The 23,625-nt window shown below is 39.2% G+C and carries 21 protein-coding genes; 9 read left to right on the top strand and 12 right to left on the bottom strand.

Going from position 1 to position 23,625, the window contains the following annotated elements:
• Positions 1–6: 6 nt before the first annotated feature.
• From ACS604_RS16795 to ACS604_RS16785, 3 genes are all read right to left on the bottom strand, one after another.
• Positions 7–900 (bottom strand): alpha/beta hydrolase, encoded by an 894-nt coding sequence (locus tag ACS604_RS16795; protein WP_174739429.1) that lies wholly within the window; start codon positions 898–900, stop codon positions 7–9.
• A gap of 70 nt (positions 901–970) precedes the next feature.
• The gene (locus ACS604_RS16790) at positions 971–1,825 is read right to left on the bottom strand and encodes an SDR family NAD(P)-dependent oxidoreductase (protein WP_174739427.1); all 855 of its coding nucleotides are present in this window, start codon (positions 1,823–1,825) and stop codon (positions 971–973) included.
• Between the two features lie 44 nt (positions 1,826–1,869).
• On the bottom strand, positions 1,870–3,357 hold the full coding sequence (locus tag ACS604_RS16785) for a flavin-containing monooxygenase (RefSeq protein ID WP_174739425.1): 1,488 nt from the start codon (positions 3,355–3,357) through the stop codon (positions 1,870–1,872).
• A gap of 136 nt (positions 3,358–3,493) precedes the next feature.
• Between ACS604_RS16785 and ACS604_RS16780 the strand changes: the two genes are divergently transcribed.
• The gene (locus ACS604_RS16780; RefSeq protein ID WP_151963548.1) at positions 3,494–4,507 is read left to right on the top strand and encodes an AraC family transcriptional regulator; all 1,014 of its coding nucleotides are present in this window, start codon (positions 3,494–3,496) and stop codon (positions 4,505–4,507) included.
• A 10-nt stretch (positions 4,508–4,517) separates the two neighbouring features.
• Here the strand turns inward: ACS604_RS16780 and ACS604_RS16775 are convergent, their stop codons facing one another.
• The 4 genes from ACS604_RS16775 to ACS604_RS16760 form a co-directional block, all read right to left on the bottom strand.
• Positions 4,518–5,393 (bottom strand): class I SAM-dependent methyltransferase, encoded by an 876-nt coding sequence (locus ACS604_RS16775; protein WP_174739422.1) that lies wholly within the window; start codon positions 5,391–5,393, stop codon positions 4,518–4,520.
• A 113-nt stretch (positions 5,394–5,506) separates the two neighbouring features.
• On the bottom strand, positions 5,507–7,030 hold the full coding sequence (locus ACS604_RS16770; RefSeq protein ID WP_004793788.1) for a flavin-containing monooxygenase: 1,524 nt from the start codon (positions 7,028–7,030) through the stop codon (positions 5,507–5,509).
• A gap of 22 nt (positions 7,031–7,052) precedes the next feature.
• The gene (locus ACS604_RS16765; protein WP_474772307.1) at positions 7,053–7,886 is read right to left on the bottom strand and encodes an SDR family NAD(P)-dependent oxidoreductase; all 834 of its coding nucleotides are present in this window, start codon (positions 7,884–7,886) and stop codon (positions 7,053–7,055) included.
• A gap of 64 nt (positions 7,887–7,950) precedes the next feature.
• Positions 7,951–8,910: a metal-dependent hydrolase gene (locus ACS604_RS16760; protein ID WP_174730392.1), complete on the bottom strand. Its 960-nt coding sequence runs from the start codon at positions 8,908–8,910 to the stop codon at positions 7,951–7,953.
• Positions 8,911–9,434: 524 nt separating this feature from the next.
• Here ACS604_RS16760 and ACS604_RS16755 point away from each other — a divergent pair.
• Complete coding sequence (locus tag ACS604_RS16755) at positions 9,435–10,055, top strand: TetR/AcrR family transcriptional regulator (RefSeq protein WP_238612476.1); 621 nt, start codon at positions 9,435–9,437, stop codon at positions 10,053–10,055.
• 77 nt (positions 10,056–10,132) lie between these two features.
• Here ACS604_RS16755 and ACS604_RS16750 read toward each other — a convergent pair whose 3' ends face one another.
• Entirely contained in the window at positions 10,133–10,855 is a 723-nt protein-coding gene (locus ACS604_RS16750) for a pirin family protein (protein ID WP_474772306.1), read from the bottom strand.
• Positions 10,856–11,426: 571 nt separating this feature from the next.
• On the opposite strand from ACS604_RS16750, the gene ACS604_RS16745 reads away from it, so the two are divergent.
• From ACS604_RS16745 to ACS604_RS16735, 3 genes are all read left to right on the top strand, one after another.
• The gene (locus tag ACS604_RS16745; RefSeq protein WP_004793783.1) at positions 11,427–11,669 is read left to right on the top strand and encodes a hypothetical protein; all 243 of its coding nucleotides are present in this window, start codon (positions 11,427–11,429) and stop codon (positions 11,667–11,669) included.
• A 305-nt stretch (positions 11,670–11,974) separates the two neighbouring features.
• Positions 11,975–13,294, top strand: a complete 1,320-nt coding sequence (locus ACS604_RS16740) for an NCS2 family permease (RefSeq protein WP_004793782.1) — start codon at positions 11,975–11,977, stop codon at positions 13,292–13,294.
• Between the two features lie 116 nt (positions 13,295–13,410).
• Positions 13,411–14,409 (top strand): adenosine deaminase, encoded by a 999-nt coding sequence (locus tag ACS604_RS16735; protein ID WP_130118656.1) that lies wholly within the window; start codon positions 13,411–13,413, stop codon positions 14,407–14,409.
• 41 nt (positions 14,410–14,450) lie between these two features.
• Here the strand turns inward: ACS604_RS16735 and ACS604_RS16730 are convergent, their stop codons facing one another.
• A complete protein-coding gene (locus tag ACS604_RS16730) occupies positions 14,451–15,008 on the bottom strand; it encodes a cytochrome b (RefSeq protein WP_474772304.1) in 558 nt (185 codons plus the stop codon).
• A gap of 237 nt (positions 15,009–15,245) precedes the next feature.
• Here ACS604_RS16730 and ACS604_RS16725 point away from each other — a divergent pair, with 237 nt between their 5' ends.
• Complete coding sequence (locus tag ACS604_RS16725) at positions 15,246–15,635, top strand: hypothetical protein (protein WP_004793775.1); 390 nt, start codon at positions 15,246–15,248, stop codon at positions 15,633–15,635.
• 70 nt (positions 15,636–15,705) lie between these two features.
• Positions 15,706–16,272, top strand: a complete 567-nt coding sequence (gene rnhB / locus ACS604_RS16720; protein WP_474772303.1) for a ribonuclease HII — start codon at positions 15,706–15,708, stop codon at positions 16,270–16,272.
• Between the two features lie 67 nt (positions 16,273–16,339).
• Here rnhB and csrA read toward each other — a convergent pair whose 3' ends face one another.
• From csrA to alaS, 3 genes are all read right to left on the bottom strand, one after another.
• Entirely contained in the window at positions 16,340–16,594 is a 255-nt protein-coding gene (gene csrA / locus ACS604_RS16715; protein WP_004793773.1) for a carbon storage regulator CsrA, read from the bottom strand.
• 245 nt (positions 16,595–16,839) lie between these two features.
• Positions 16,840–18,120, bottom strand: a complete 1,281-nt coding sequence (locus tag ACS604_RS16710) for an aspartate kinase (RefSeq protein ID WP_004793772.1) — start codon at positions 18,118–18,120, stop codon at positions 16,840–16,842.
• Positions 18,121–18,185: 65 nt separating this feature from the next.
• Complete coding sequence (alaS, locus tag ACS604_RS16705) at positions 18,186–20,822, bottom strand: alanine--tRNA ligase (protein ID WP_111854716.1); 2,637 nt, start codon at positions 20,820–20,822, stop codon at positions 18,186–18,188.
• A 270-nt stretch (positions 20,823–21,092) separates the two neighbouring features.
• On the opposite strand from alaS, the gene ACS604_RS16700 reads away from it, so the two are divergent.
• Together ACS604_RS16700 and ACS604_RS16695 are read left to right on the top strand one after the other, a co-directional pair.
• Positions 21,093–22,112, top strand: a complete 1,020-nt coding sequence (locus ACS604_RS16700) for a type I glyceraldehyde-3-phosphate dehydrogenase (protein WP_474772302.1) — start codon at positions 21,093–21,095, stop codon at positions 22,110–22,112.
• A gap of 311 nt (positions 22,113–22,423) precedes the next feature.
• Positions 22,424–23,590, top strand: coding sequence for an ATP phosphoribosyltransferase regulatory subunit (locus tag ACS604_RS16695; RefSeq protein ID WP_474772301.1), 1,167 nt, complete (start codon positions 22,424–22,426; stop codon positions 23,588–23,590).
• The last annotated feature ends 35 nt before the right edge of the window (positions 23,591–23,625 follow it).

Here is a 23,625-nt window from a genome sequence, read left to right as displayed (position 1 = left end):
ATATTTTTATATTGACTGTGTATGTTTATCAATGAATTGCCCAATGCGCTCAATCGAGTCATTAGATTCATTTAGTATACCCGCGTGGAACTGAAAAACATGTCCGACTCGGTCATAAACCTTCAAGTTCGTCGGAATACCGTATTTTTCAGTTTGTTCAGCAAGGCGTTTTGCATCGTCTAATAAGACTTCTTCTGTACCGACATGAATTAAAACAGGTGGTAATCCAGTTAAGTCGGCATAGAGTGGGGAACAGATTGGATCGGTTACCAATTTTTGTCCGCAATAGTTTTTTGCACACCACGCTAACCAGTCTTCGGAGAGCATCGCATCTTGAGCAGCATGAGTTTTCATCGTGCTTCCAGAGAGGCTTAAGTCAACCCAAGGTGAAAGTAAAACTAATGCCGCTGGTAACGGTAACCCTGCATTTCGTATCGCAATTGCAGCACTTAAACTCAGGCCACCGCCAGCAGAGTCGCCAGCGATCACGAGTTTCGTCGGGTCTTGTCCTTGAGCAAGTAAAGCTTTATAGACAGCAATTACATCTTCAATCGCAGCTGGGCTTGTGTGCTCTGGAGCTAGACGATATTCAGCTAACCAGACTTGTGCTTGGGCTGCATGTCCGATTTGAGCCGCAAGCTTAGTGTGACTTTTTGAGCTACCCACCACATAGCCTCCGCCATGTAAATATAAAATACTGAGTCCTGATTGAGTCGTTTTGGGCTGAATATGAACTGTCGGTACTTGAGCAATTGTTTGCTTTTTTGTTTTATAGCCACGTGGCCCAAGCACAATTGCACTGGCTGCGTCGCTACAAAAACGTTGTAGCTTTAGTGGTGTTTTAGGGGATAAAGCTGGACGTAGCGTGGTACGAATAGTCCATGCAAGAAGCTGCTTCATAATAAGGACTCATACTAAGCCTAATGACAGTCAGCATCTCTTAAAATGAAGAGCATGCTGACCACTGTTTTTATTTTGCTGATTTGTTGAGTAGGCGAGTTTGCAAGGCAGTCGCAGTTGCAAAAATCTTTTGATAACCCTGTGGAAGAATACGTTGAATCACATCAACGGCTTTCGCATCGGCTCCGATTAATAAACGGCGACGGTCCTTACGGACAGCTTCTAAAATTTGATTAGCGGCCTCATCAGCAGGGGTGCGAAGTAATTTATCGAAAGCATCCTGACTTTTTAAAGGATCCATTCCTAAAGACTGGACACTATTATTCATGCGGGCAGCTTTGGCAATATTGGTACGGATACCACCCGGATGCACACAGGTCGCACTCACTCCAGCATTTTGCATATCGAGTTCTTGGCGTAGAGATTCAGTAAAGCCACGAACAGCAAATTTACTGGCATTATAAGCACTTTGAGTCGGTTGAGCTGTTAAGCCAAACATACTAGAAATATTAATAATATGCCCATCACCACTTTGCTTTAAGTAAGGTAAAAACTCTTTGGTGCCATAAACCACACCCCAAAAGTTAATACCAATTAGCCATTCAAGATCTTCATAGCTCACACCTTCAGCCGTACTACCTATTGCGACACCAGCATTATTAAAAATCAGGTTAACTTGGCCATGTTCGTCTACAACTGCCTTTGCCCAAGTTGCAACTTCATCACGCTTAGCCACATCAACTTTTTGAGTGGTGACTTTGACAGAATAGGGTGCCAACAGCTCGACTGTTTTCGCTAATCCAGCTTCACTAATATCGGAAAGTGCCAGATGGCAACCTTGTTTTGCGAGTGCTATGGCAAGTGCTTGTCCAATACCAGAGCCAGCACCTGTCACAGCTGCGACTTTATTTTTAAAAGACTTCATAAAATTCTCCGTTTATTTTTCTCATTTCCTATGGTGAAGCTTGTTTAAGAAATAGCCGAAACCTGAGTGTAGTTTTCAACATCGAAGCGACGAGTACGTTGACGATATTCAAGGGTAAAACCCGGCCAGTTATTGGTATTTTTGCCATCAGCAGTTTGATACCAACTGGTACAACCTTGTGCCCAGACAGTTTTTTTCATTTTTTCTTGAATGCTTTGATTAAACTCATGTTGAACTTCTGCACGAACATTGGTGAACAGAAGTTTGTTTTGTAGGGTTGTTTGAATGGCATCTAAAATATAATTCACTTGGCTTTCAATCATATAGACAATTGAATTGTGCCCAAGATTGGTGTTTGGACCATAAAGCATAAAGAAGTTTGGAAAGCCGCTCACAGTTAAGCCGAGATAAGCTTCTGCACCATCTTTCCATGTGTCTTTTAAGGTACGACCATCAAGACCTGTAATCTGCATTGGCGCCATAAATTCCGTTGCGGCAAAGCCTGTACCATAAATAATGGTATCGATTTCACGTAGATTTCCTTTCACATCTAAAATGCCGTTTTCGGTAATTTCCTGAATGCCCGTATTAATCACATCGACATGAGCTTGAGTCAGTGTTTCATACCAATGGTTAGAGATTAAAATACGCTTACAGCCAATTGGGTAGTCCGGCATTAAACGGTGACGTAATTTGGAGTCTTTAACCACTTTACGAATATGGCGCTGGAATAAATATTCCACCAAAGGCATTTCATTCAGCGAAGTTGTAAAAGCAAGTAGGCGAATTTCATGATGACCATATTGCAAAGCACGGTCTAGACTTTGCAAAATCGGCAGTTTACGGAAAGCTTTTTTCTCTAAAGGTTGGTAAACCCGATCTGGTTTAGGAATAACATACGGTGCCGAACGTTGATAAACGTCTAGATGTGCTACCTGTTTGGCAATTTCAGGTACGAACTGAATTGCGCTTGCACCTGTACCAATCACAGCAACACGTTTGCCAGTTAAGTCATAATCATGATCCCAACGCGCTGAGTGAAATGCATTACCTTTAAAGGTTTCAATCCCTTTAAGTTTTGGATAAGCAGGGCGGTTAAGTTGGCCTACCGCGCCCACTAAGAATTCAGCTTCAAACTGTTCACCAGAAGTACTTTGAATATGCCATACACCTTGTAGGGCATCAAATTCGGCACTGGCTATTTCAGTATTAAATTGAATATGTGGATGAATGTCATATTTATCCGCACAGTGGCGTAAATATTGATAAATCTCTTGAGATGTTCCGTAGCGATTTTTCCAGCCTAGCTCTTGCTCAAAAGAAAAAGAATACAGATGAGAAGGCACATCACAAGCAGCGCCCGGATACGTATTGTCACGCCATACGCCACCAACATCGCTAGCTTTTTCAAAGAGCGTAAATTGTTCAAAACCTGCTTGTTTGAGACGAATGGCAAGGCCTAGACCACCAAAGCCAGTGCCAATAATAGCAATGCGTACATTTTTATTTGAATTAGTCGACGAATTAAACATAGGCTGCTCTAAATCCTTAAAAACAGTGGGCGAAAGATTCGCAATTTCCTGTATGCAGAATAGACGTTTATTAACTTGATTTAGAGGATGGATGAGGACAAAATATTGTGATTCGAGGACATTTTTGGATGGTACAGTGACGTACGCATGGGCATTTGAACGCAGTGTACATAGTGTTCGGTTAATGGCTGATTTTGCAGTGGAATCAGGCGTTTCTTATCAAACTATTTTAAAAGGAACTGGAATTAGCCAGCAGCAGTTGCTTGATCCCAATATGGTAGTTTCTGGACATCAAGAATTACAGCTCATCCATAATTTAGTCGAACTCTTTGAAGATCGGCCAACTTTAGGTTTAGAAGTAGGTACACGTTATCATTTCACCACATTTGGACCTTTAGGTATGGCGCTTATAAGTAGTGCTAGTATCCGTGAAGCGCTTGATTTTGCACTGACTTATTTTTCATTAACGTTTGCATTTACCCGTTTTATTGTTTCAGACACTAAAGACGGTCCCCTTATTGAACTCACAGATGAAGATATACCTTCTTCGGTTAGACAATTTATTATTCAACGTGATGCCGCCGCGCTTATTACGGTGCAACGCGACCTTGTGCAAGATAATTTTTGCCAATATTTGGCTTTTTCTTTTCAGCCTAAAGGTGATGTACAACCTTATATAGATTTATTTGGTATCTTGCCAGAGTTTGGCGCAGGTCGGAATTTTGTTCTACTCGATGCGCACAAAGTTGACCAGAAGTTGCAGATGGCCAATGATCTGGTTTTAAATACAGCCGAAGAGCAATGTCGGCAAATTCTCGATAAACGTCAGTCACAAAAGCAGTTCACAGCATTGGTACAAAGACAATTGATGAATATTCGAGGTGAAATGCCATCCATGGAAGTGGTTGCTGATCGATTGCATTTAAATGCTCGCACTTTACGTCGCCATTTAGCGCAAGAAGAGATGACGTTTATCCAGATTCGGGAAGAAGTTAGGCAAGTTTTAGCAGAGCAATATTTGGCATTACCAAAAGCTTCGGTTGAGCAGATTGCAGAGTGGTTAGGCTATGCAGAAACAGCCAGTTTTATTCATGCTTATAAAAGATGGCATGGCAAAACACCTCATGCCATGCGCTTAAACAATCAATAATTAACATATTTTATTTCGCTAACCGCAAATGTAATAACCGCGTTGCTGAGGTGTGACGAATCTCATCTGTTCGTGCATTAAAATAACGTTCAGTAATTGCTTCGCCTGAAAGATCTTCGACTACTTCAAATCCCATTTGCTCCACTGCATGATGTAAATCTATTGGTTTAAATTGCCCCAATAAAGGCTCTTTCAGCAAGTGGGTAAACTGTGCAACGCCCATACTTCCAAGTCGCTCGATACCATTCAATTCTTGGAAATCAGTTGAATAGTCGAGTACAACTTCACTACCGTTTGCAGCAAATTCAGCAATACTTTTTAAAGTTTGCAAAGTGGTTTGAGGGTTTAAATAGTGTGTTGTGCCTAACCACGAAAAAAAAGCAGGAGCGGTTGGCTCATAGAGACTTCTAATCAAAGCTTCCGAAATAGACTCTTTTTCAAAGTTAATCGCGACAAAATCAACGGTAGCAGGAATATTTCCTAGTTTTTTTAGCTTGGCCTGTTTGGCAGCTTGAGTATCAGGATGGTCTACTTCAAAGATTTTCAAAGCAGGGTAATGGTGAGACTCGCGTAGGGCAAAAGAGTCTAGGCCAGCACCCACTAATACGTATTGTTGAGTGTTCTGTTGAACTGCTCGATCAAGTAAATCTTCGGCATAACGCGAGCGCCCGACCACTTGCCCAGTAAGTAGACCTAAAGTATGGTTTAAAACCGCAGAATTCATGACTTTAACAATCAGTGGGTTAGAGAGCAGTTTTTTCCAGCCTTTACTGGTTAGTTCAAAAGCATAAGGGTCTGAAAATACAGGGTTCTTCGTATTTTGAAAATGATTGGCCCGTAATGCAGCAGCAGCTTCGGCGGTACGACTTGATTGACCTTCTTTCATCTTTATCCTGTTTTTTTATTTCTTGAAGATATTCAACGAAGAAGGCAGTGTATTTCATGAAAACCTAAAATACACTGCCTATTTCTTACAACAGATTTGATCGAAATTACAAATTAGTGAGTTTTTGTGGTTTGATATGTCACTTCATAATCTTTCAAATCTACTTTTTTCAAACGTTGTTTAAGCTTTTTCAATGACCAAGGCCATGCAGCAAAGTTACGTCCGTTGGCATCAAGGTAGTAACTCTTACAGCCGCCGCTATTAAATACAGTCGTTTTTAGGTGTTTTTGCACTAAATCGTTATGCTTTTTAATTACATCAGATTTAACATTTATCTTGCTAATTCCTTTGTTTTTAATTTTCAATAAGCCATCTACGATATAGTCGAGCTGTGCTTCCGCCAAACCAATGAAAGAGTCATAAACCAGTACGTTAGGCCCTAAAACTAAAAATGCATTTGGTACATTTTCAATGTTGGTCCCCAAGTAAGCCTCTGGTGAGCTATCTTTCCATATATCTTGTAAACATTGACCTTTTTCATTATGGACACGTTTACCAATTGGCGGGTGAGATACTTCAAAGCCTGTACCCCAAATAATCACATCAACTTCGTGGCGCTCACCATTTGCAGCAACCACCGTATTGCCTTCAACTTTCACTAAACCATGAGGGATTAGGGTGGTGTTTGGTGCTTGTAGCGCTGGATAATAATTGTTAGCGAATAAAATACGTTTACAACCAATATCAAAGTTTGGCGTTACGTTTTTACGTAGCACAGGATCATTAATCTGTAATTTAAGTAATTGCTTACCCAATACATTGACTGGTTTTAATGCAAGTGGATTACGTAAACCAAAGTTAATTGCATTCAGCGTTAACGCTACACTTTTACGCCAGCTCGCCTGAATAGACGGATATTTAGCAATCACTGATTTACTAAATTCACCTAAGTCTGTATCTGGTTTTGGTAGTACCCAAGGTGCTGTACGTTGGAATACAAACAGCTCTTTCGCTTTTGGTTGAATTTGTGGCACAAATTGAATGGCAGATGCGCCAGTACCAATCACGGCAATGCGTTTACCTGTCAAATCATAATCATGGTTCCATTTAGCAGAATGGAACATTTCGCCTTTAAATGTTTCTAAGCCTTCAAGACGTGGAATTTGAGCTTCGGTAATTGGACCTGTGGCAAAAATAACGGTTTTAGATAAATATTGACCAGTACTAGTATCAAGTACCCACACATGACGTGAGTCATCCCACGCTGCGTTGAGCAGTTCGCTATTAAACTCAATTTTAGACGTAACATTAAACTCGTTACTCACATCTTCCAGATAACTTAAGATTTCTGGTTGGCGTGCAAATAAATGGCTCCATTTTGCACTTGGTGCAAATGAGTAGGAATAAAGAGCAGAAGGTACATCGCAACCACAACCTGGATAGGTGTTTTCACGCCATGTTCCACCCACGCGACCAGCTTTTTCAATAATCTTATAATTGGTATAACCAACTTGATCTAGGCGAATGGCAGCGGCAATACCTGAAATACCAGCACCCACAATAAAAGTATCGAAAATATGGTTTGGTGATTTGACAGCTTTTTTTGCTGAAGCATTTGTTTTCATTTGAGCAGTCATATGTGTACTACCTATAAATTTCTTATTTAAATAATTTGTACGATGTGCCAAGGAACTTGTTATACAAGCTTGGAGATGCACGTTTCATGAGCCAGAATAACTTTGCATCAATTTGAGGAATGGTATACAACTCATCCTGATCAAGGCGATTAAGCGTTAATCTTGCAACATCGTCACTTGTGGTGAAGGCATAGTTCATCAGTGCATGGTCTGCTAGCTTTGAATAGCGTCCGGGAATTCGACCATTTTTAATGATATTGGTTGGAACCAGCGTCGGGCAGAGTACATTCACTTTAATATTAAACTTACGCAGTTCAGCAGAAAGCGTTTCTGAAAGTGCGCGTACACCCGCTTTAGTCACGTTATAAGCGGTCATTTCTGGTGCAGCAGTGTAAGATGCAGCAGATGCCACATTAATAATTGCGCCGTAACCTAGCTTTTTAAACTTTGGAACAAAGGCATGACAACCGTGAATAACACCCCAAAGGTTAATATTCATGACCCAATTCCAGTCTTCTAGGCTTAGCTCGTCAAACTTACCACCCAAACCGACACCAGCATTATTAATGACAAGAGTCACAGGATGCCCAAGTAAGATTTCAGCAGTTTCAGCTAGATGATTAACCTGTTCAGCATTACCCACATCACAACGCATAGCAAAAGCTTTGGCGCCTTCTTGTTCAAGAAGTTTTACTGTTTCTTCAGCAGCTTCGAGATTAATATCTGCACACACTACGCTGCCACCACGTTTCGCAAGTTCCATTGCAAAACTTCGACCAATCCCACTGCCTGCACCCGTTACTACGGCATAAGCTTTTTGGCTTGGTTTAACTTTCTTTTTGCCAAATAAAATCATGATTCATCCATAAATAGCTTGAAGAGATACCAGCTACCTTTTGATAGCTGGAAATACAGGACGATTAAGACATGCGTACTGGTGGGGTAAATTCTTTAACAAAGTAAGGTGCAATTGCACCGCCTTCGGTCAGCAATTTCTTTTTGTAATATTCAAGATACTCAGTTGTATCATGATCATTTGGATGAAAGTCTGGACGTAAGTAGTCAAGAATTTGACCAATCGTACTACCGAATACGCCATCTTTTGGACCAAAGATTAAGCCTACACCGCGACGAGCATCTTTCCAGAATTTTAAAGTCAGCATTTCTTGCGGCTTTCTTAAAACAGGAACAAATAATGTAGTGGCAGGAATTAACCCTAAAATGGTAATGAGAGCTAGAACGAAACCAGAAGCTCGTAAGGGATAGCTGCCATTTAGGATTTGATAAACATCGTATGCAATGTCTTTATGTTCAGATTCTTCAAGCATGTGCCACATCCACAACGCACGGCTTTTCTCATCATTTGAGTAGTAGAAATTCTTTTCATGCTTCATCATGTATTCAGCAAGTACCGCAGTAAAATGCTCAATACCCGCCATCATTGATAATTTGAGTGGCTGTGGAAACTTTAAGAAAACATATTTAAAGAAGTTCGAGCCAAGAAAACGATAGAGCGCAACAGGATATTCGGCATCTTGAAGGGCATCGTTATATTCATTGTGCAATTTAGAATGAATTGCTTCTTGGCCAATCAGTGAGGTAACACGTTGCTTTAAAACTGGGTCTTTAATAAATTCGCGGTGATGGCGAGCGGTTTCAATAACCAGATCTTCACCATAGGTTAAAAACACCGAAAGTGTGGCAAAAAATAAAGTAGCAAATTGGTTGTCCATATAGAATCTGACATCAATTTCCTTACCATCAAAACCAATATTTAAGTGACGAATTGGAATAGAACTTTTGCTAGCAAAATCGGGTACTTCAATTTCACGCTGAAATTTAAGTTTGTTGAATGATTTTTTAACTGCGGTCGAGATCATGGCGACACCCTGAGGCAAAGTAGTGGTGCATTTTGATGAAAATCGATAAACTCAATGATCAACAAAGCACTATAAAATTCCATTTTCAAAAACAGATGATTTTCTGCATTGACTACGGTGTTGTTGCTCCGTTATTTGTTTGATTATTTGGCTGAATAACGGAAGAAGAGCCGATGTAGACAAGAGCTACTTAATGACTCTTCTTTAATTTTTTCATATTAATCTGACATTATGTTCGGATTCAATTCGGGTAAATTTTTAAATATATAAAAGTATTTTGTAGACATTTTTTGCAGTAAAATTTTTAATTGATTTTATTTTATATATTTGAAAAATAATAAATTAATTTGTATTTAAGCTAATAAAATAGCCACTTGAAACACATATTCACTCATGGCTCTGGGAATATTTTTCTAAATTTTTTTTCGCTAAGTTTGACAACTATTCGGATTTTGTTTTTTTATTTCTACCCAGTCGAATTACATGCTAATCTGACTTTATGTTCGGATTATTGATTAGATCGTATGACTACGCGTAAACCTCGTCAAACTCGAGCCAAAGTCACTGTCGACACGATTATTGAAGCAGGTTTTATTGCAGTGGCACTTCATGGACCAAGTGGTACTACAACACGTCATATTGCAGAAATTGCAGGCGTGAGTGTCGGGTCTTTATATGAATATTTTAAAAATAAAGAAGAAATTTATGATGCGATGAATCATTTTTTTGTTCGGGAAATTCTGGACATGATTACAGAGCTTACGCCGACGATTTTACAGCTGGAATTAGAGCCTGTTATCGAAATGATTTTTTATACTTTTAGTGATTTATTAAAGAAAAATAATGACCGTTACTTAACCGTTTTACGTTATGCAGGAGAATTGCAGTACGATAAATACATTCCCAAAATTGAACAGGCCTTAATGGAAGTCATCATGAAATATATGATGCACAATCCTAAATACCTAAAAATCAATAATTTGCCTGTAATTACCTACATTTGTATCAATAGTGGAATTTTTAATGTTGCGCGGCACCTTATTTTGCCAAACCCTTTTATTAGTTTTGACGAAATGGTGCAGGGGCTAACGACTATGATTATGAGCTATATTAATACAGAGATGGCACGTTCAGAAGAACATTGAGCTGAGTTAGAATTTTTATAAGTCCGATTAACAATAACAAAGCCCCCGCATAAATTTTATGCGAGGGCTTAGTTGCATTATGGCATGGTTGGAACTTCTTCAGGACGCATATCGAAAATCAAAATTTCGGCGTTATCACCATTGGTAAACGATAAACTTCCGCCTTCACGAATACGTGCAGCATCGCCAGTGTTAAATGTTTTACCATTTACATCAACACGACCTTTAGCAACGTGTAGATAAACATATCGCCCCTCAGGAATCACAAATTCAGCAGTTTCTTCACCATCAAAAAGACCTGAGTAAATATTAATGTCTTGTTTGATCGATAAAGTTTTCTCGCCACCTTTTGGTGAGATGATCAAATGCAATTTACCGCGTTTGTCTGCTTCATCAATATGAACTTGTTGATAGCCCGGGTCTGTATTCACTTCATTTGGAACAACCCAAATTTGCAAGAAATGAACGCCTTCTTGAGCTGAATGGTTAAATTCACTATGAGCAACACCACGACCTGCACTCATGAGCTGAATGTCACCTGGCACAATCACAGAGCCTGTACCCATTGAGTCTTTATGCTCTAATGCACCTTCAAGTACATAGGAAATAATTTCCATATTGCGGTGAGGGTGAGTACCAAAGCCTTTAGATGGAGCAACGTTATCATCGTTAATTACAAGTAGATCAGAAAAACCAACTTGTTTAGGATCCCTATAGTTAGCAAATGAAAAGCTATGTTTTGATTGTAACCAACCATGATGTGCTGCACCACGCTCGTGAGATAAACGCATATCAAACATGATGTATTCTCCTGATTTAATTTTCTATCTGAGCGTAGTTTATCGTAGCGTTTATTGTAATAAAGCACTGAAAATGGAAAGCTTGGTACGATTTTTAGAACGATTAAATGAAAATTATTTGTTGACTAAGAAAAAAGCTATTTTGGTTAATATTGAAATTTTACCTTTAAAGCTAAAGATGAAATTTGAGAAATAGTAAGATCACCAAACACTTTTAAATAAAACAATTGAAAGAAAAATGAATCTTTTTAGCCTATTTAATCGGTAAAAAATTTAGAGATATTTCATGCTATATACACATTAGTCTACAATGTGTATTTAAAGGAGCTTAATAATAAAAATGAATAAAAAGCTAATTTAAAAAATAACTAAACCTAAACTGTTTTGAAATAAAGTTACTTTTCAATGGAAATGTTTTGTATTTATTACTTATTTAAATGATGGATTTAAAATCACCTTTCTTTTCAATAATTTGAGTGAGAGTACGTTATTGTAAATAAATGTGAAAATATTCACAAAGCTATAATTTTTTGTTAAGATCATTAACATTAAAAACATAGAGATAATAATAATGATCAATAAAGTATTAATAGTGTTGTGTGTGAGTATTGTCTTTGTATTAGGGTATTGGGCCTATTTAGATAGTCAAAATAAAAGACATCAAGAGCTCATGCGGATCATACAAGAAGCAGAAAGAAACCTACAAAGTATCGAACGTAATCCAAATCATGCTCATCACAGCAATTTAGCTTCTTATAATATGCAAGAATATATTGGCGAAAAAAAATTATTTTCTAGCAGCATTGAGCTATAAACTTCTAAATTTTACAGTGTCATTGGTCATATCTTTTCATAAATTTTGATCATGTTTCTGTTGAATCTGTTAAACTTATTGAACGTATAGTAAAAAAGCTGCATAGGGGTTATGCAGCTTTTTTGTGTTTCAAGAGGGGCTGTGGCTATTTTCTATGTATGAAAACAGACATCAAATGAGTGGCATATTTGTTGCTTCATAAGTTTGAGATTCTTGTTTATAGGGCTGAACAGAAAAACAATATTGTTCAGCGACCTACATAGACGTAAATATTCCACAGTTCAGATTTTGCATAGAGGCTACTTATGGCAGCGCCCAATTCTTCGGCAGGCTGGTTAGAGCGTTTATTTAAGTTAAGCGACAATAAAACCACTTTCCGAACTGAAGTTCTTGCTGGTGTAACTACATTCCTAACGATGTGTTACATCATTATTGTCAATCCACTCATTTTATCTGAAACCGGCATGGATCATGGTGCCGTATTCGTTGCGACCTGTTTGGCAGCAGCTATCGGATGTTTAGTAATGGGGATCATTGCAAATTATCCAATCGCACTGGCCCCTGGTATGGGTTTAAACGCTTACTTTACCTACTCGGTTTGTATGGGGATGGGCGTGCCATGGCAAACAGCTTTAGCGGCTGTTTTTGTTTCAGGCCTTGTTTTTCTTGCAATTAGCTTCTTTAAAATTCGTGAAGCGATTGTCAATGCGATTCCGATGTCGCTTAAATTTGCAATCGGTGGGGGTATTGGTTTATTCCTAGCACTGATTGCACTAAAAAATGCTGGAATCATTGTTGATAACCAAGCGACATTAGTCGGTTTGGGTGATATCAAACAGCCTACAGTTTTATTAGCACTATTCGGATTTTTAATGATTGTAGTTTTGCATCAGTTGAAGATTCGCGGTGCAATCATTATTAGTATCTTAGTCGTTACAGGCATTGCTACTGCTTTAGGTCTAAACGAATTTAAAGGTGTAGTGGGTCAAATCCCTTCAATTGCACCAACATTTATGCAAATGGATTTTAAAGGTCTATTTACAGCAAGTATGGTCGGCGTCATTTTTGTATTCTTTATTGTTGATTTATTTGACAGTACAGGTACTTTGGTTGGTGTTTCACACCGTGCGGGTCTTTTACAAGACGGTAAATTACCTCGTTTGAAGAAAGCATTATTTGCAGACTCTACTGCAATTGTTGCTGGTGCTGCATTAGGTACATCTTCAACTACACCATATATTGAGTCAGCTTCAGGTGTAGCAGCGGGTGGACGTACTGGTTTAACCGCTGTTGTGGTTGCAGTTTTATTTATCTGCTGTTTATTTTTAGCACCTCTTGCTCAATCTGTACCGGGTTTTGCAACGGCGCCAGCTTTATTGTTCATTGGTGTGTTGATGATTCAAGGTATCACTCATATCGATTGGGATGATATTACTGAAGCTGTTCCAGCCTTTTTAACTATTGTATTTATGCCATTTACCTATTCAATTGCTGATGGTATTGCAATGGGCTTTATTAGCTATGCATTAGTTAAATTATTCACAGGTAAGGCAAAAACTGTACCGTACATGGTATGGATTATTGCTGCGCTTTGGGTATTTAAATTTATCGCGTTTGGCGGTTAATATGATTTTTTATAATTTTCTTCTTGGACTATCTTAGACATAGTTTTCAATAAGAAGAAAATTATAAAAGGGTGTGATTTTGACCACACCCTTTTTTCTTTAGATGTGGAGTTAATATGAATCAAGTCGAGCTGATTCGCGCCTTACCAAAAGCCGAATTGCATGTGCATATTGAAGGGACTTTTGAACCTGAATTAATGTTTGCAATTGCCCAGCGCAATCAGATTCAGATTCCTTACAAATCTGTTGAAGAAGTAAAGCAAGCTTATAACTTTCATAATCTTCAATCATTTTTAGATATTTACTATGCTGGTGCAAATGTTCTTGTACATGAACAAGACTTTTATGATTTAGCATGGGCCTATTTTGAGAAATGTGCCGAAGATCATGTCGTTCATACAGAAATGTTCTTTGACCCGCAAACCCACACTGACCGTGGTGTTGCGTTCTCAACAGTGATTAGCGGTTTAAAGCGTGCTTGCGCAGATGCTAAAGCTAAGTTTGGTATCAGCTCTCAACTGATTATGTGTTTCTTACGCCATTTAAGCGAAGAAGCTGCATTTGAAACACTTGAACAAGCTTTACCATTTAAACAAGATATTATTGCTGTAGGCCTCGATTCAAGCGAAGTAGGGCATCCGCCAGCTAAATTTGAACGTGTTTTTGCTAAGGCGCGTGAAGAAGGTTTCTTAATCGTTGCTCACGCTGGCGAAGAAGGTCCACCTGAATATGTATGGGAAGCTTTAGATCTACTCAAAGTGAACCGTATTGATCATGGTGTACGTTCTGAAGAAGACGAACAATTAATGGCGCGTTTAATTAACGAAAAAATGCCTTTAACTGTTTGCCCTTTAAGTAACTTAAAGCTATGTGTTGTTAAGGATATGAAAGATCATAATATCCGTCGTCTATTGCAAAAAGGCGTACACGTGACGGTTAACTCAGACGATCCTTCATATTTCGGTGGATATATGAATGATAATTTCTTTGCCATCCAACAAGCTTTAGACTTAAACAATGATGAGTTGAAGCAACTCGCAATTAACTCTTTTGAAGCCTCTTTCATTTCAGATGAAGAAAAACAAAAGTGGATTGCAGAAATCCAAAAAATCTAAATAAAAAACCGCCTATCTCAGGCGGTTTTTTTACATACGTTTTATTTAGGTTGTTTGGTCATACTATTTAAAATATTGTCTTTATCAACAAAGTGATGTTTTAAAGCAGCTAGTACATGCCCAACAATCAGCAAGCCTGCAAACCAAGAAATATAAATATGTAAAGGTTTAACCATAGCTAAAAGCTCTGGGTTATCTTGTACTAAACGCGGAATTTCAAATAAATATAAAACAGGGGCAGGGTGACCAGCGCTCCAGCTAAATAAACAACCAGTGACAGGTAAAGCCACCAAAATCACATAAAGCAATAGATGACCAACATGTGCCAAAGTTTTCATCATTGGAGACATGCTGTCAGGTAGTTTTGGAGCTGGGTGTGTATAGCGCCATAAAATCCGGATAATCACCAAAAAGATAATGGTGGTCGCAATATTTTTGTGCAGCGTAATGACATCGCCTTTAAAGGGACCATCAACGTCATAACTTAAAAAATTTCCACTATAGAAACCAATAGCCCATGCTGCGATGAAAATGATTGCCATCACCCAATGCAGGATTTGTGCGGTACGGGTGTAATACTGAGATGAAACAGCAGGCATAAAAAACCTATTTTTTTGTCGTTTTGATTTTCAATTTTATGAGAAAGCACTGATTTTGAGAAATGTTTTAAATGTAACAGAGCGTGCTAAAAACAGAACGTTTAAGGAAAAATGCATTTGATGAGCCGAATTTTACGGGCGAAAAAAGATTGCATAAATGCATCAAATTATTTGTTTCTTCTAAAGTCGAGTTTAGGCACAATACGCGCTGCCAACGTTCAATCAAAGGAAAAAATGATGAAAAAATTGATGCTCGCTCTAGCGCCAGTTGTTTTAGCTTTAACAGCGTGTGCAACGACTACAGGTACGGGTACAGGCGCTACTTCTGCACAAACAACAACTCAGCAGTTGGGTGTTGCTGCATTAAAAGTTGCTGTAAATGCGAAATGTATTACAGAGATTAATAATGTTGCTGCTTGGAAAACAGCAACAAAGCTTATGACTGCTGAGCAACGTGATAGCATTCAAACTAATGTTTGTGGTTGTGTGAGCGAAAAGGCACCAAATAGCGTAACGGCAGTAGAATTGGCAGCGGCTGCATTTGATGTAAATGCACGTGCTACAATTGTAAACCAAGTGGTTTCAAAAACTGTAAATGAGTGTGTGGCAGAAGCTTTACAAAAGTAATTAATGATTTTTGTATTAAAGAAGGCTGATTACTATTGATCAGCCTCTTTTGTTTAAAGGTGAAGAGTAAATGTTTATTGCTGGTGTAGATGAGGCGGGACGTGGCCCATTAGTAGGTTCCGTTGTGGCAGCGGCTGTTATTTTAGATCCGAATAATCCAATTGAGGGATTAAATGATTCTAAAAAATTAACTGAAAAGAAACGTGAAAAGTTGTTTATTGAAATACAAGAAAAAGCTTTAGCTTGGTCAATTGCAGAAGCAACGCACGCTGAAATTGATGAATTAAATATTTTACAAGCGACTTTTTTGGCCATGCAACGTGCAGTTGATGGTTTAAAAGCTCAACCACAAAAAGTGATTGTAGATGGGAATCAAATTCCAAAAGGAATCATTATTCCTTGTGAAGCTATTGTTGGGGGAGATGCGAGTCATCCTGAGATCAGTGCAGCGAGTATTCTGGCAAAGGTTACACGTGACCGACAAATGACAGAATTAGATCAGCAGTATCCATTATTTGGTTTTGCCAAACATAAAGGATATCCAACTAAAGCGCATTTTGAAGCGATTGCAGCGCATGGGGTAATCGATCAGCACCGCCGCAGCTATGCTCCTGTTAAACGTGCTCTAGGCCTATAAATAAATAGTCCTAAAAAATTTAAAGCGACTAGAAAGTCGCTTTAATTAGGGAGAGAATAACTTCATATTAACGATTGAAGTTTTTCTGTGCATAATTATCATCTTCAAAAGAAACTTGATAATCTTGATCAAGATGTTGAAGGTGTTCATGCATTGCACGTTCATGTTGAATACGTTGATAAATTTCTTCGCGATGAACAGAAACCTCTTTTGGTGCATTCACACCAATACGAACCTGGTTTCCTTTGACGCCAAGCACAGTAACACTGACTTGATCCCCAATCATTAATGTTTCCCCGACACGGCGGGTCAGAATCAGCATGTTTATCTCCTTGCTAAACGCTTAAAACTGCAATATTGGTACCCAAATAAAAGCTCAACCTCAGTTTTCAGTCAGATTCTAACAGAAATATGAGAACAAAGTCATATTTTGATAATCACTGCCAAAAAACTTTCCGTTTAATATAACAGAGCCGCTATAAAAAAAACTATAGCGGCTCTGTGTTTTCTTTGATTATTGTCGGACAAGTAAACATTTTTTAATGAATTATTGACCGTTTGGTAAAATTAAGCGCGGGCGCTGCTTTCACCATGTTCACGATCTAAACCAAAAGCGGTATGTAGACAACGAACAGCAAGTTCAAGATATTTCTCGTCAATAATGACAGAAACTTTAATTTCAGAAGTTGAAATCATAAGAATGTTGATGCCTTCGTCAGCTAGGGCAGTGAACATCTTGCTCGCTACACCTGCATGTGAACGCATACCTACACCTACGATAGACACTTTAACGATGTCATCACGTGTTGAAACTTCACGTGCACCAATATTTTTGGCAGTTTCGTTTAAGATTTTTTCAGCTTTCGCTAAATCAACACGGTTTACAGTGAAAGTGAAATCTGTTGTGCCATCTTCTTCAACATTTTGCACTATCATGTCGACTTCAATATTGGCATCACTTACTGGTGATAAAATTTTAGAAGCAATACCCGGTTCATCAGGTACACCTAAAATCGTTAATTTTGCTTCGTCACGGTTAAAAGCAATACCTGCAATAATTGGCTGTTCCATAGTATCTTCCGCCTCAGTCGTAATGAGTGTACCTACATTTTCTTTAAATTCTTCGTCAAATGCGCCGTCGTTATCATTATCAAAACTTGATAATACACGTAAAGGAACTTGATATTTTCCGGCAAATTCTACTGAGCGAATTTGTAAAACTTTTGAACCTAATGAAGCCATTTCTAGCATTTCTTCAAAAGAAATACGGTCAATTTTTTTGGCTTTAGGAGCAACACGCGGGTCAGTGGTGTAAACGCCATCTACATCAGTGTAAATTTGGCATTCATCTGCTTTTAGGGCAGCAGCAAGAGCAACACCAGAAGTATCTGAACCACCGCGGCCTAGCGTTGTGATATTTCCATTAGCGTCAAAGCCTTGGAAACCTGCAACAACAATAACACGGCCTGCATCTAGGTCATTGGTCATGACATCTGTATCAATAGACTCAATACGCGCCTTGGTAAATGCACTGTCAGTTTTAATACCGACTTGACGTCCGGTATAGGATTTAGCTTCCACACCAATCGAATTAAGTGCCATAGCTAACATGGAAATCGTCACCTGTTCACCGGTTGAAACCATTTGGTCTAACTCGCGTGGGTCAGGTGTTTCGGTAATGGCTTTAGCGAGAGCAAGTAAGCGGTTTGTTTCACCACTCATTGCAGATACGACCACAACAACCTTGTGACCGTGATCATGCCAACGCTTAACACGACGAGCAACATTTAAAATGCGCTCGGGGGTACCCATAGAAGTACCGCCATATTTTTGAACGATTAATGCCATAGTTTTTCCATATAAGCCATGACCCTGAGAGGCTTTTCAGGGTCAGTTACACAAAAAGTGAAGTCTTATTTTTGTTCAAGCCATGCAGGTAATGCAGCAATAACTTGTCCAAACTTCTCGTTAAGTGGCGCGCCACCTTGTGCTAAGTCAGGTTTACCACCACCTTTACCACCTAACTCGGTTGCTAGATGCTTGATGATGTCACCTGCTTTTAGATTTGCAGTGTATTGTGATGCAACTGAAGCAAGTAGGCTAACTTTGTCACCCTCTACGCCAGCTAACACAATAACCGCGTTCTCTAATTTTGATTTAACACTGTCGTGTAAGTTGCGAAGTGATTTCGCGTCTACACCTTGAACAGTGGTAATAAGCGTTTGACGACCAGAAATCGTTTGTACCTGATCAATCAATTCTGACGCTTGGAAGTTTGCCAATTTCTGATTGAGCTGTTCAATCTGCTTTTGTAATGCAGAAACAAGTTCTACGTTAGCCTGTACACGCTCAACAGTTTGGTCTTTCTGTGCTTTTAATAAGCCATTAATGTGCTGGATATCAGCATCAGTTTTTTGTACTACATCTAAAGCTTTAGTACCTGTAACCGCTTCAATACGACGTACACCAGCAGCTACGCCGCCTTCAGAAGTGATTTTAAATAAACCAATATCACCTGTACGCTTAACGTGAATACCACCACAAAGTTCAATTGAGAAGTTTTTCTCATCAATCACTGAACCCATAGCGAGAACACGAACTTCGTTACCGTATTTTTCACCGAACAACATCATTGCGCCTTTTGCTTTTGCTGCTTCGATGTCAAGGAGTTCAGTGGTTACAGCTGTATTTGCAATAATTTCTGCATTAACTAAACGTTCAACCTGTTGTAACTGTTCAAAAGTTACAGGTTGGTCGTTAGCAAAGTCAAAACGTAAGATATCACTTGCAACTAAAGAACCTTTTTGTTGTACGTGTGAACCTAAGATTTGACGTAGAGCAGCATGTAATAAGTGAGTTGCCGAGTGGTTGCGCGCAGTAGCTTCACGAATATCTGCTTTAACAATCGCTTCAACGTTTTGATCAGCTTTAAGGTTACCAACGGTCACAATACCTTGATGAACAAAGGCACCGCCTGACTTTTTGGTATCTTGAACTTCAAAAATACCAGTTTCGTTTTTGAAAATACCTGTGTCACCAATCTGACCACCACTTTCTGCATAGAAAGGAGTCTGGTTTAAAACGATAAGTGCTTCGTCGCCTTCAGAAACTTCATCAACTTGTACGCCATCTTTGTAGATCGCTACAATTTGGCCTTGACCAGTGGTGTTGATATAACCGTCAAACTGGGTTTCGCCTTCAACTTGTACAATGCTGTTGTAGTCAATCGCGAATTTACCAGCATCACGAGCACGTTGACGCTGAGCAGCCATTTCTACTTCAAAGCCAGCTTCGTCAATAATAAAGTCACGTTCACGTGCAATATCAGCAGTTAAGTCTGTTGGGAAGCCGTAAGTGTCGTAAAGTTTGAAGACTGTCGCACCAGGAATAGTCTTGTCTTTTAACTGAGCAAGTTCACCTTCAAGTAGTTTTAAACCTTGCTCAAGTGTTTTTGCAAACTGTTCTTCTTCACGAACTAAAGTTGCCTCAATCACATCTTTACGAGCTGCGAGTTCAGGATAAGCCTCACCCATAACTTCGATTAAAGGTTGCAACATTTTGTAGAAGAACGTACCAGTTGCACCAAGCTTATTACCGTGACGCACAGCGCGGCGGATAATACGGCGTAGTACATAACCACGACCTTCATTGCTTGGGTTTACCCCATCAGCAATTAAGAAACAGCATGAACGCGCATGGTCTGCAACTACACGTAAAGAAGGCTGACCTTCGTCTTCGATACCAATAATGTTTGCAGCAGCTTTTAATAAGTGTTGGAACAGGTCAATGTCGTAGTTTGAATTAACATGTTGCAATACAGCAGAGATACGTTCTAAGCCCATACCTGTATCAACAGATGGAGCAGGGAGAGGGTGAAGCACGCCGTCAGCAGTACGATTGAACTGCATGAAAACGTTGTTCCAGATTTCAATGAAACGGTCGCCATCTTCTTCAGGTGTACCTGGTAAACCACCCCAAATGTGATCACCATGGTCAAAGAAAATTTCAGAACATGGACCACATGGACCTGTGTCACCCATTGCCCAGAAGTTATCAGATGCGTATTTTTCGCCTTTATTATCACCAATACGGATAATACGTTCAGGCGCTAAACCAATTTCTTTATTCCAGATGTCATAAGCTTCATCATCGGTATGATAAACGGTCGCATATAAACGGTCTTTAGGAAGAGCTAACCATTCATCGCTGGTCAAAAATTCCCAAGCGAATTTAAGTGCATCACGTTTGAAATAATCACCAAATGAGAAATTACCTAACATTTCAAAGAATGTATGGTGACGAGCAGTGTAACCAACGTTGTCTAAGTCATTGTGTTTACCGCCAGCACGTACACATTTTTGTGATGTAGTTGCACGTACATAGTCACGTTTTTCAAGACCTAAGAAGCAGTCTTTAAACTGGTTCATCCCAGCATTTGTAAATAATAAAGTTGGGTCGTTGGCAGGAACAAGAGAACTCGACGCGACACGTGTATGCCCTTGCGTCTCAAAGTAGCGCAAAAATGCTTCACGAATTTCAGCAGATGTCATTAAACGAGTACTCACAACCAAGTCACTCCATATTTTCGAATTTGGCTAAATGTATCAATGCCTGTTTGTTTTATGCCAAACCTTAGCATGTGATACGGGGCTTATTTTTTAAAAACGCTAAATTGTAGCGGAAAAACCCCACCGAACCAACGATTTTAAAAGGAATATCTTACAAAACTGTGATTTGGCTAAAAATCTATATTCAATTAGGCGTGACGTGCTTTACTATATGCCTTCTTTAGCCTGTAGTTTTGTAGATAAGGATAGGTCATGCAACGTATCGCCATTAATGGGTTTGGCCGAATTGGACGTAATGTATTACGTGCCTGGTTTGAGAGCTCAAAACAATTTCAATTTGAAATCGTGGCGATTAACGACATAGCAGATGTACAGACATTAGTGCATTTATTTAAATATGACTCAACACATGGCCGCTTCAATGGAAATGTGGAAATATTCATTAAAAATGAAAAAGTTTTTTTGAATATTCAGTCAAATCAACGAACGCTAAAAGTTGAGGTTTTAAACCAAAAACAACCCGAACTTTTAGCATGGTCTAGTTTAGATATTGATGTGGTACTTGAGTGTACAGGACTGTTCCGTTCTCACGCTGATGCAACGCGTCATCTACAAGCAGGGGCGAAGCGTGTCATTATTGGGGCAGCACCTTTTGATCATGTCGATGCAGCCATTGTTTATGGTGTGAACCATCATGAAGTGAAAGTGACTGATCAGATCATATCAAGCGTTTCATGTACTACGCAGGCTTTAGTTCCATTGGTGAAAATCATTGATGATGCTTTTGGTATTGAAACAGCGCTTATGACCGAAATTCATGCAGTAACGGCAGACCAATCTGTACTCGATCACGCACATCGTGATTTGCGCCGCGCTAGAGCTTCAGGACAAAATATTATTCCGACCACATCTAGTGCACTCGGTGCATTAAAACGTGTTATGCCTAAAATGGAAGACCGTATAGACGGTTATTCAATTCGGGTACCTACTATTAATGTGGCTGCTATTGATTTAACTTTTATCGCGCAATCTCCAATTACTGTGCATCATATTAATGAATTGCTAATCAAAGCATCTCAAACAGATTATGCAGAAATTATGGCAGTAACAGATGAGCCGTTAGTTTCCAGTGATTTTAACCATTCACCTTATTCACTCATCGTGGATTTAACTCAGACTATGGTCGTTGGGCATCAAGCTAAAGTATTTGCTTGGTACGATAATGAATGGGGCTATGCAAATCGATTATTGGATTTGTGTGATTCTTTCTGAATTTAAAATAACTTAAGAAAGCTATTCAAAGATTAAATTTAGTTAACTGGCAACCAGGTGATAGTTCAGATATTGGCCCATTCTTTGGTCGAAGAACTTTTGACTATGATATAAGAAAAGCAGAGTAAGGTATTGAATATTATTATTAATTGTTTAAATCTTCTTTTTGACTTTAGAGTTTATTAAGAAAGATTTATGCAAATTGTCAGGTGCATGGCAGAAAGTATCATGCTACACTAAGAGAAATCGGGTGTGTTCCCGATTTTTTTATGTGGGGTCGTTCCACGTTGATCAGATTTTAGGCTTGAAATATGACCATTTCAGAGACATGGTTGCTGCCTGACGGGGTAGCAGATGTATTGCCGGAACAGGCACAAGTCATTGAAAAACTTCGCCGTGAAGCTTTAGATTTCCTCGCGGTGCGAGGTTATCAATTGGTATATACACCATTTATCGAATACATCGAATCGTTGTCTTCATTATCAGAATCAAATCAAGACTTAGATTTAGTAACTTTTAAGGTTATTGATCAGCTCTCAGGCCGTTTACTCGGTGTTCGTGCTGATATGACGCCACAAGTTGCACGTATTGATGCACATGTAAGACCAGTTGAAGGTGTTGCTCGTTACTGTTATTCAGGGACTGTATTACATACTAAACCACAAAACTTCAATGCCACACGTGCACCTTTGCAATTAGGTGCAGAGTTATATGGCCACGATAGTATCGAAGCTGATGTCGAAATGGTCGATGTTATGCTGGGATTGATTGAGAACATCTATACTTTACAAGGCGCGCATTTAGATTTGGGCCATGTAGGTTTGTTCCGCAGTCTAGTGAAGTATGCTGGCCTGTCAAAAAATGAAGAACATGAACTGTCTGATCTTTATCAAAGAAAAGCATTGCCAGAGTTAGCAGAGTTTACTCAAAGCCTTAACATGGGTTCTGATTTCTATGCGCTTGGTCGTTATTCTAGTGATCTAGAAGCATTACAGACGAATTTAAGTGCCAATATTTTGCAAGATGCTGAATTTAAGTCAGCATTAGATGCTCTGAAGACGACGCTTGAGCAAATTAAAGGGCGTTGGCCAAATCTCAATATCGGTATTGATGTTGTAGAGCTACGTAGTTATCACTATCACACTGGCTTAATGTATGCAGTATATGCGCCGAACCGTGCTGCGCCGTTAGCGCAGGGTGGCCGTTACGATGGTATAGGTGAGCACTTTGGTCGTGCACGTCCTGCTACTGGCTTCAGTTGCGATTTATATGCTTTAGGTGCAAATCAGTTCGCCGAAATAGAAACTGTTGTTGCTCCAAAAGGCTCAGAACAAGATTTACTCTCAGCAATTTCGATTGCACGTGCTCAAGGTTTACGTGTCGTTCAATTGTTAGGTAATGATGATTTAACTTCTATTCCTTATGCAACACATCAACTGGTGTCGCAAAATGGTCAATGGAATATTGAAAAGATTTAAACGCCAACGGTAAATTTTTACTGATGGTTTCCAAT

It is taken from the genome of Acinetobacter sp. Li1LvA2 (assembly GCF_056156705.1).
Note: the sequence above shows the minus strand (reverse complement) of the source record. Positions and strands in the feature narration are given on the sequence as shown.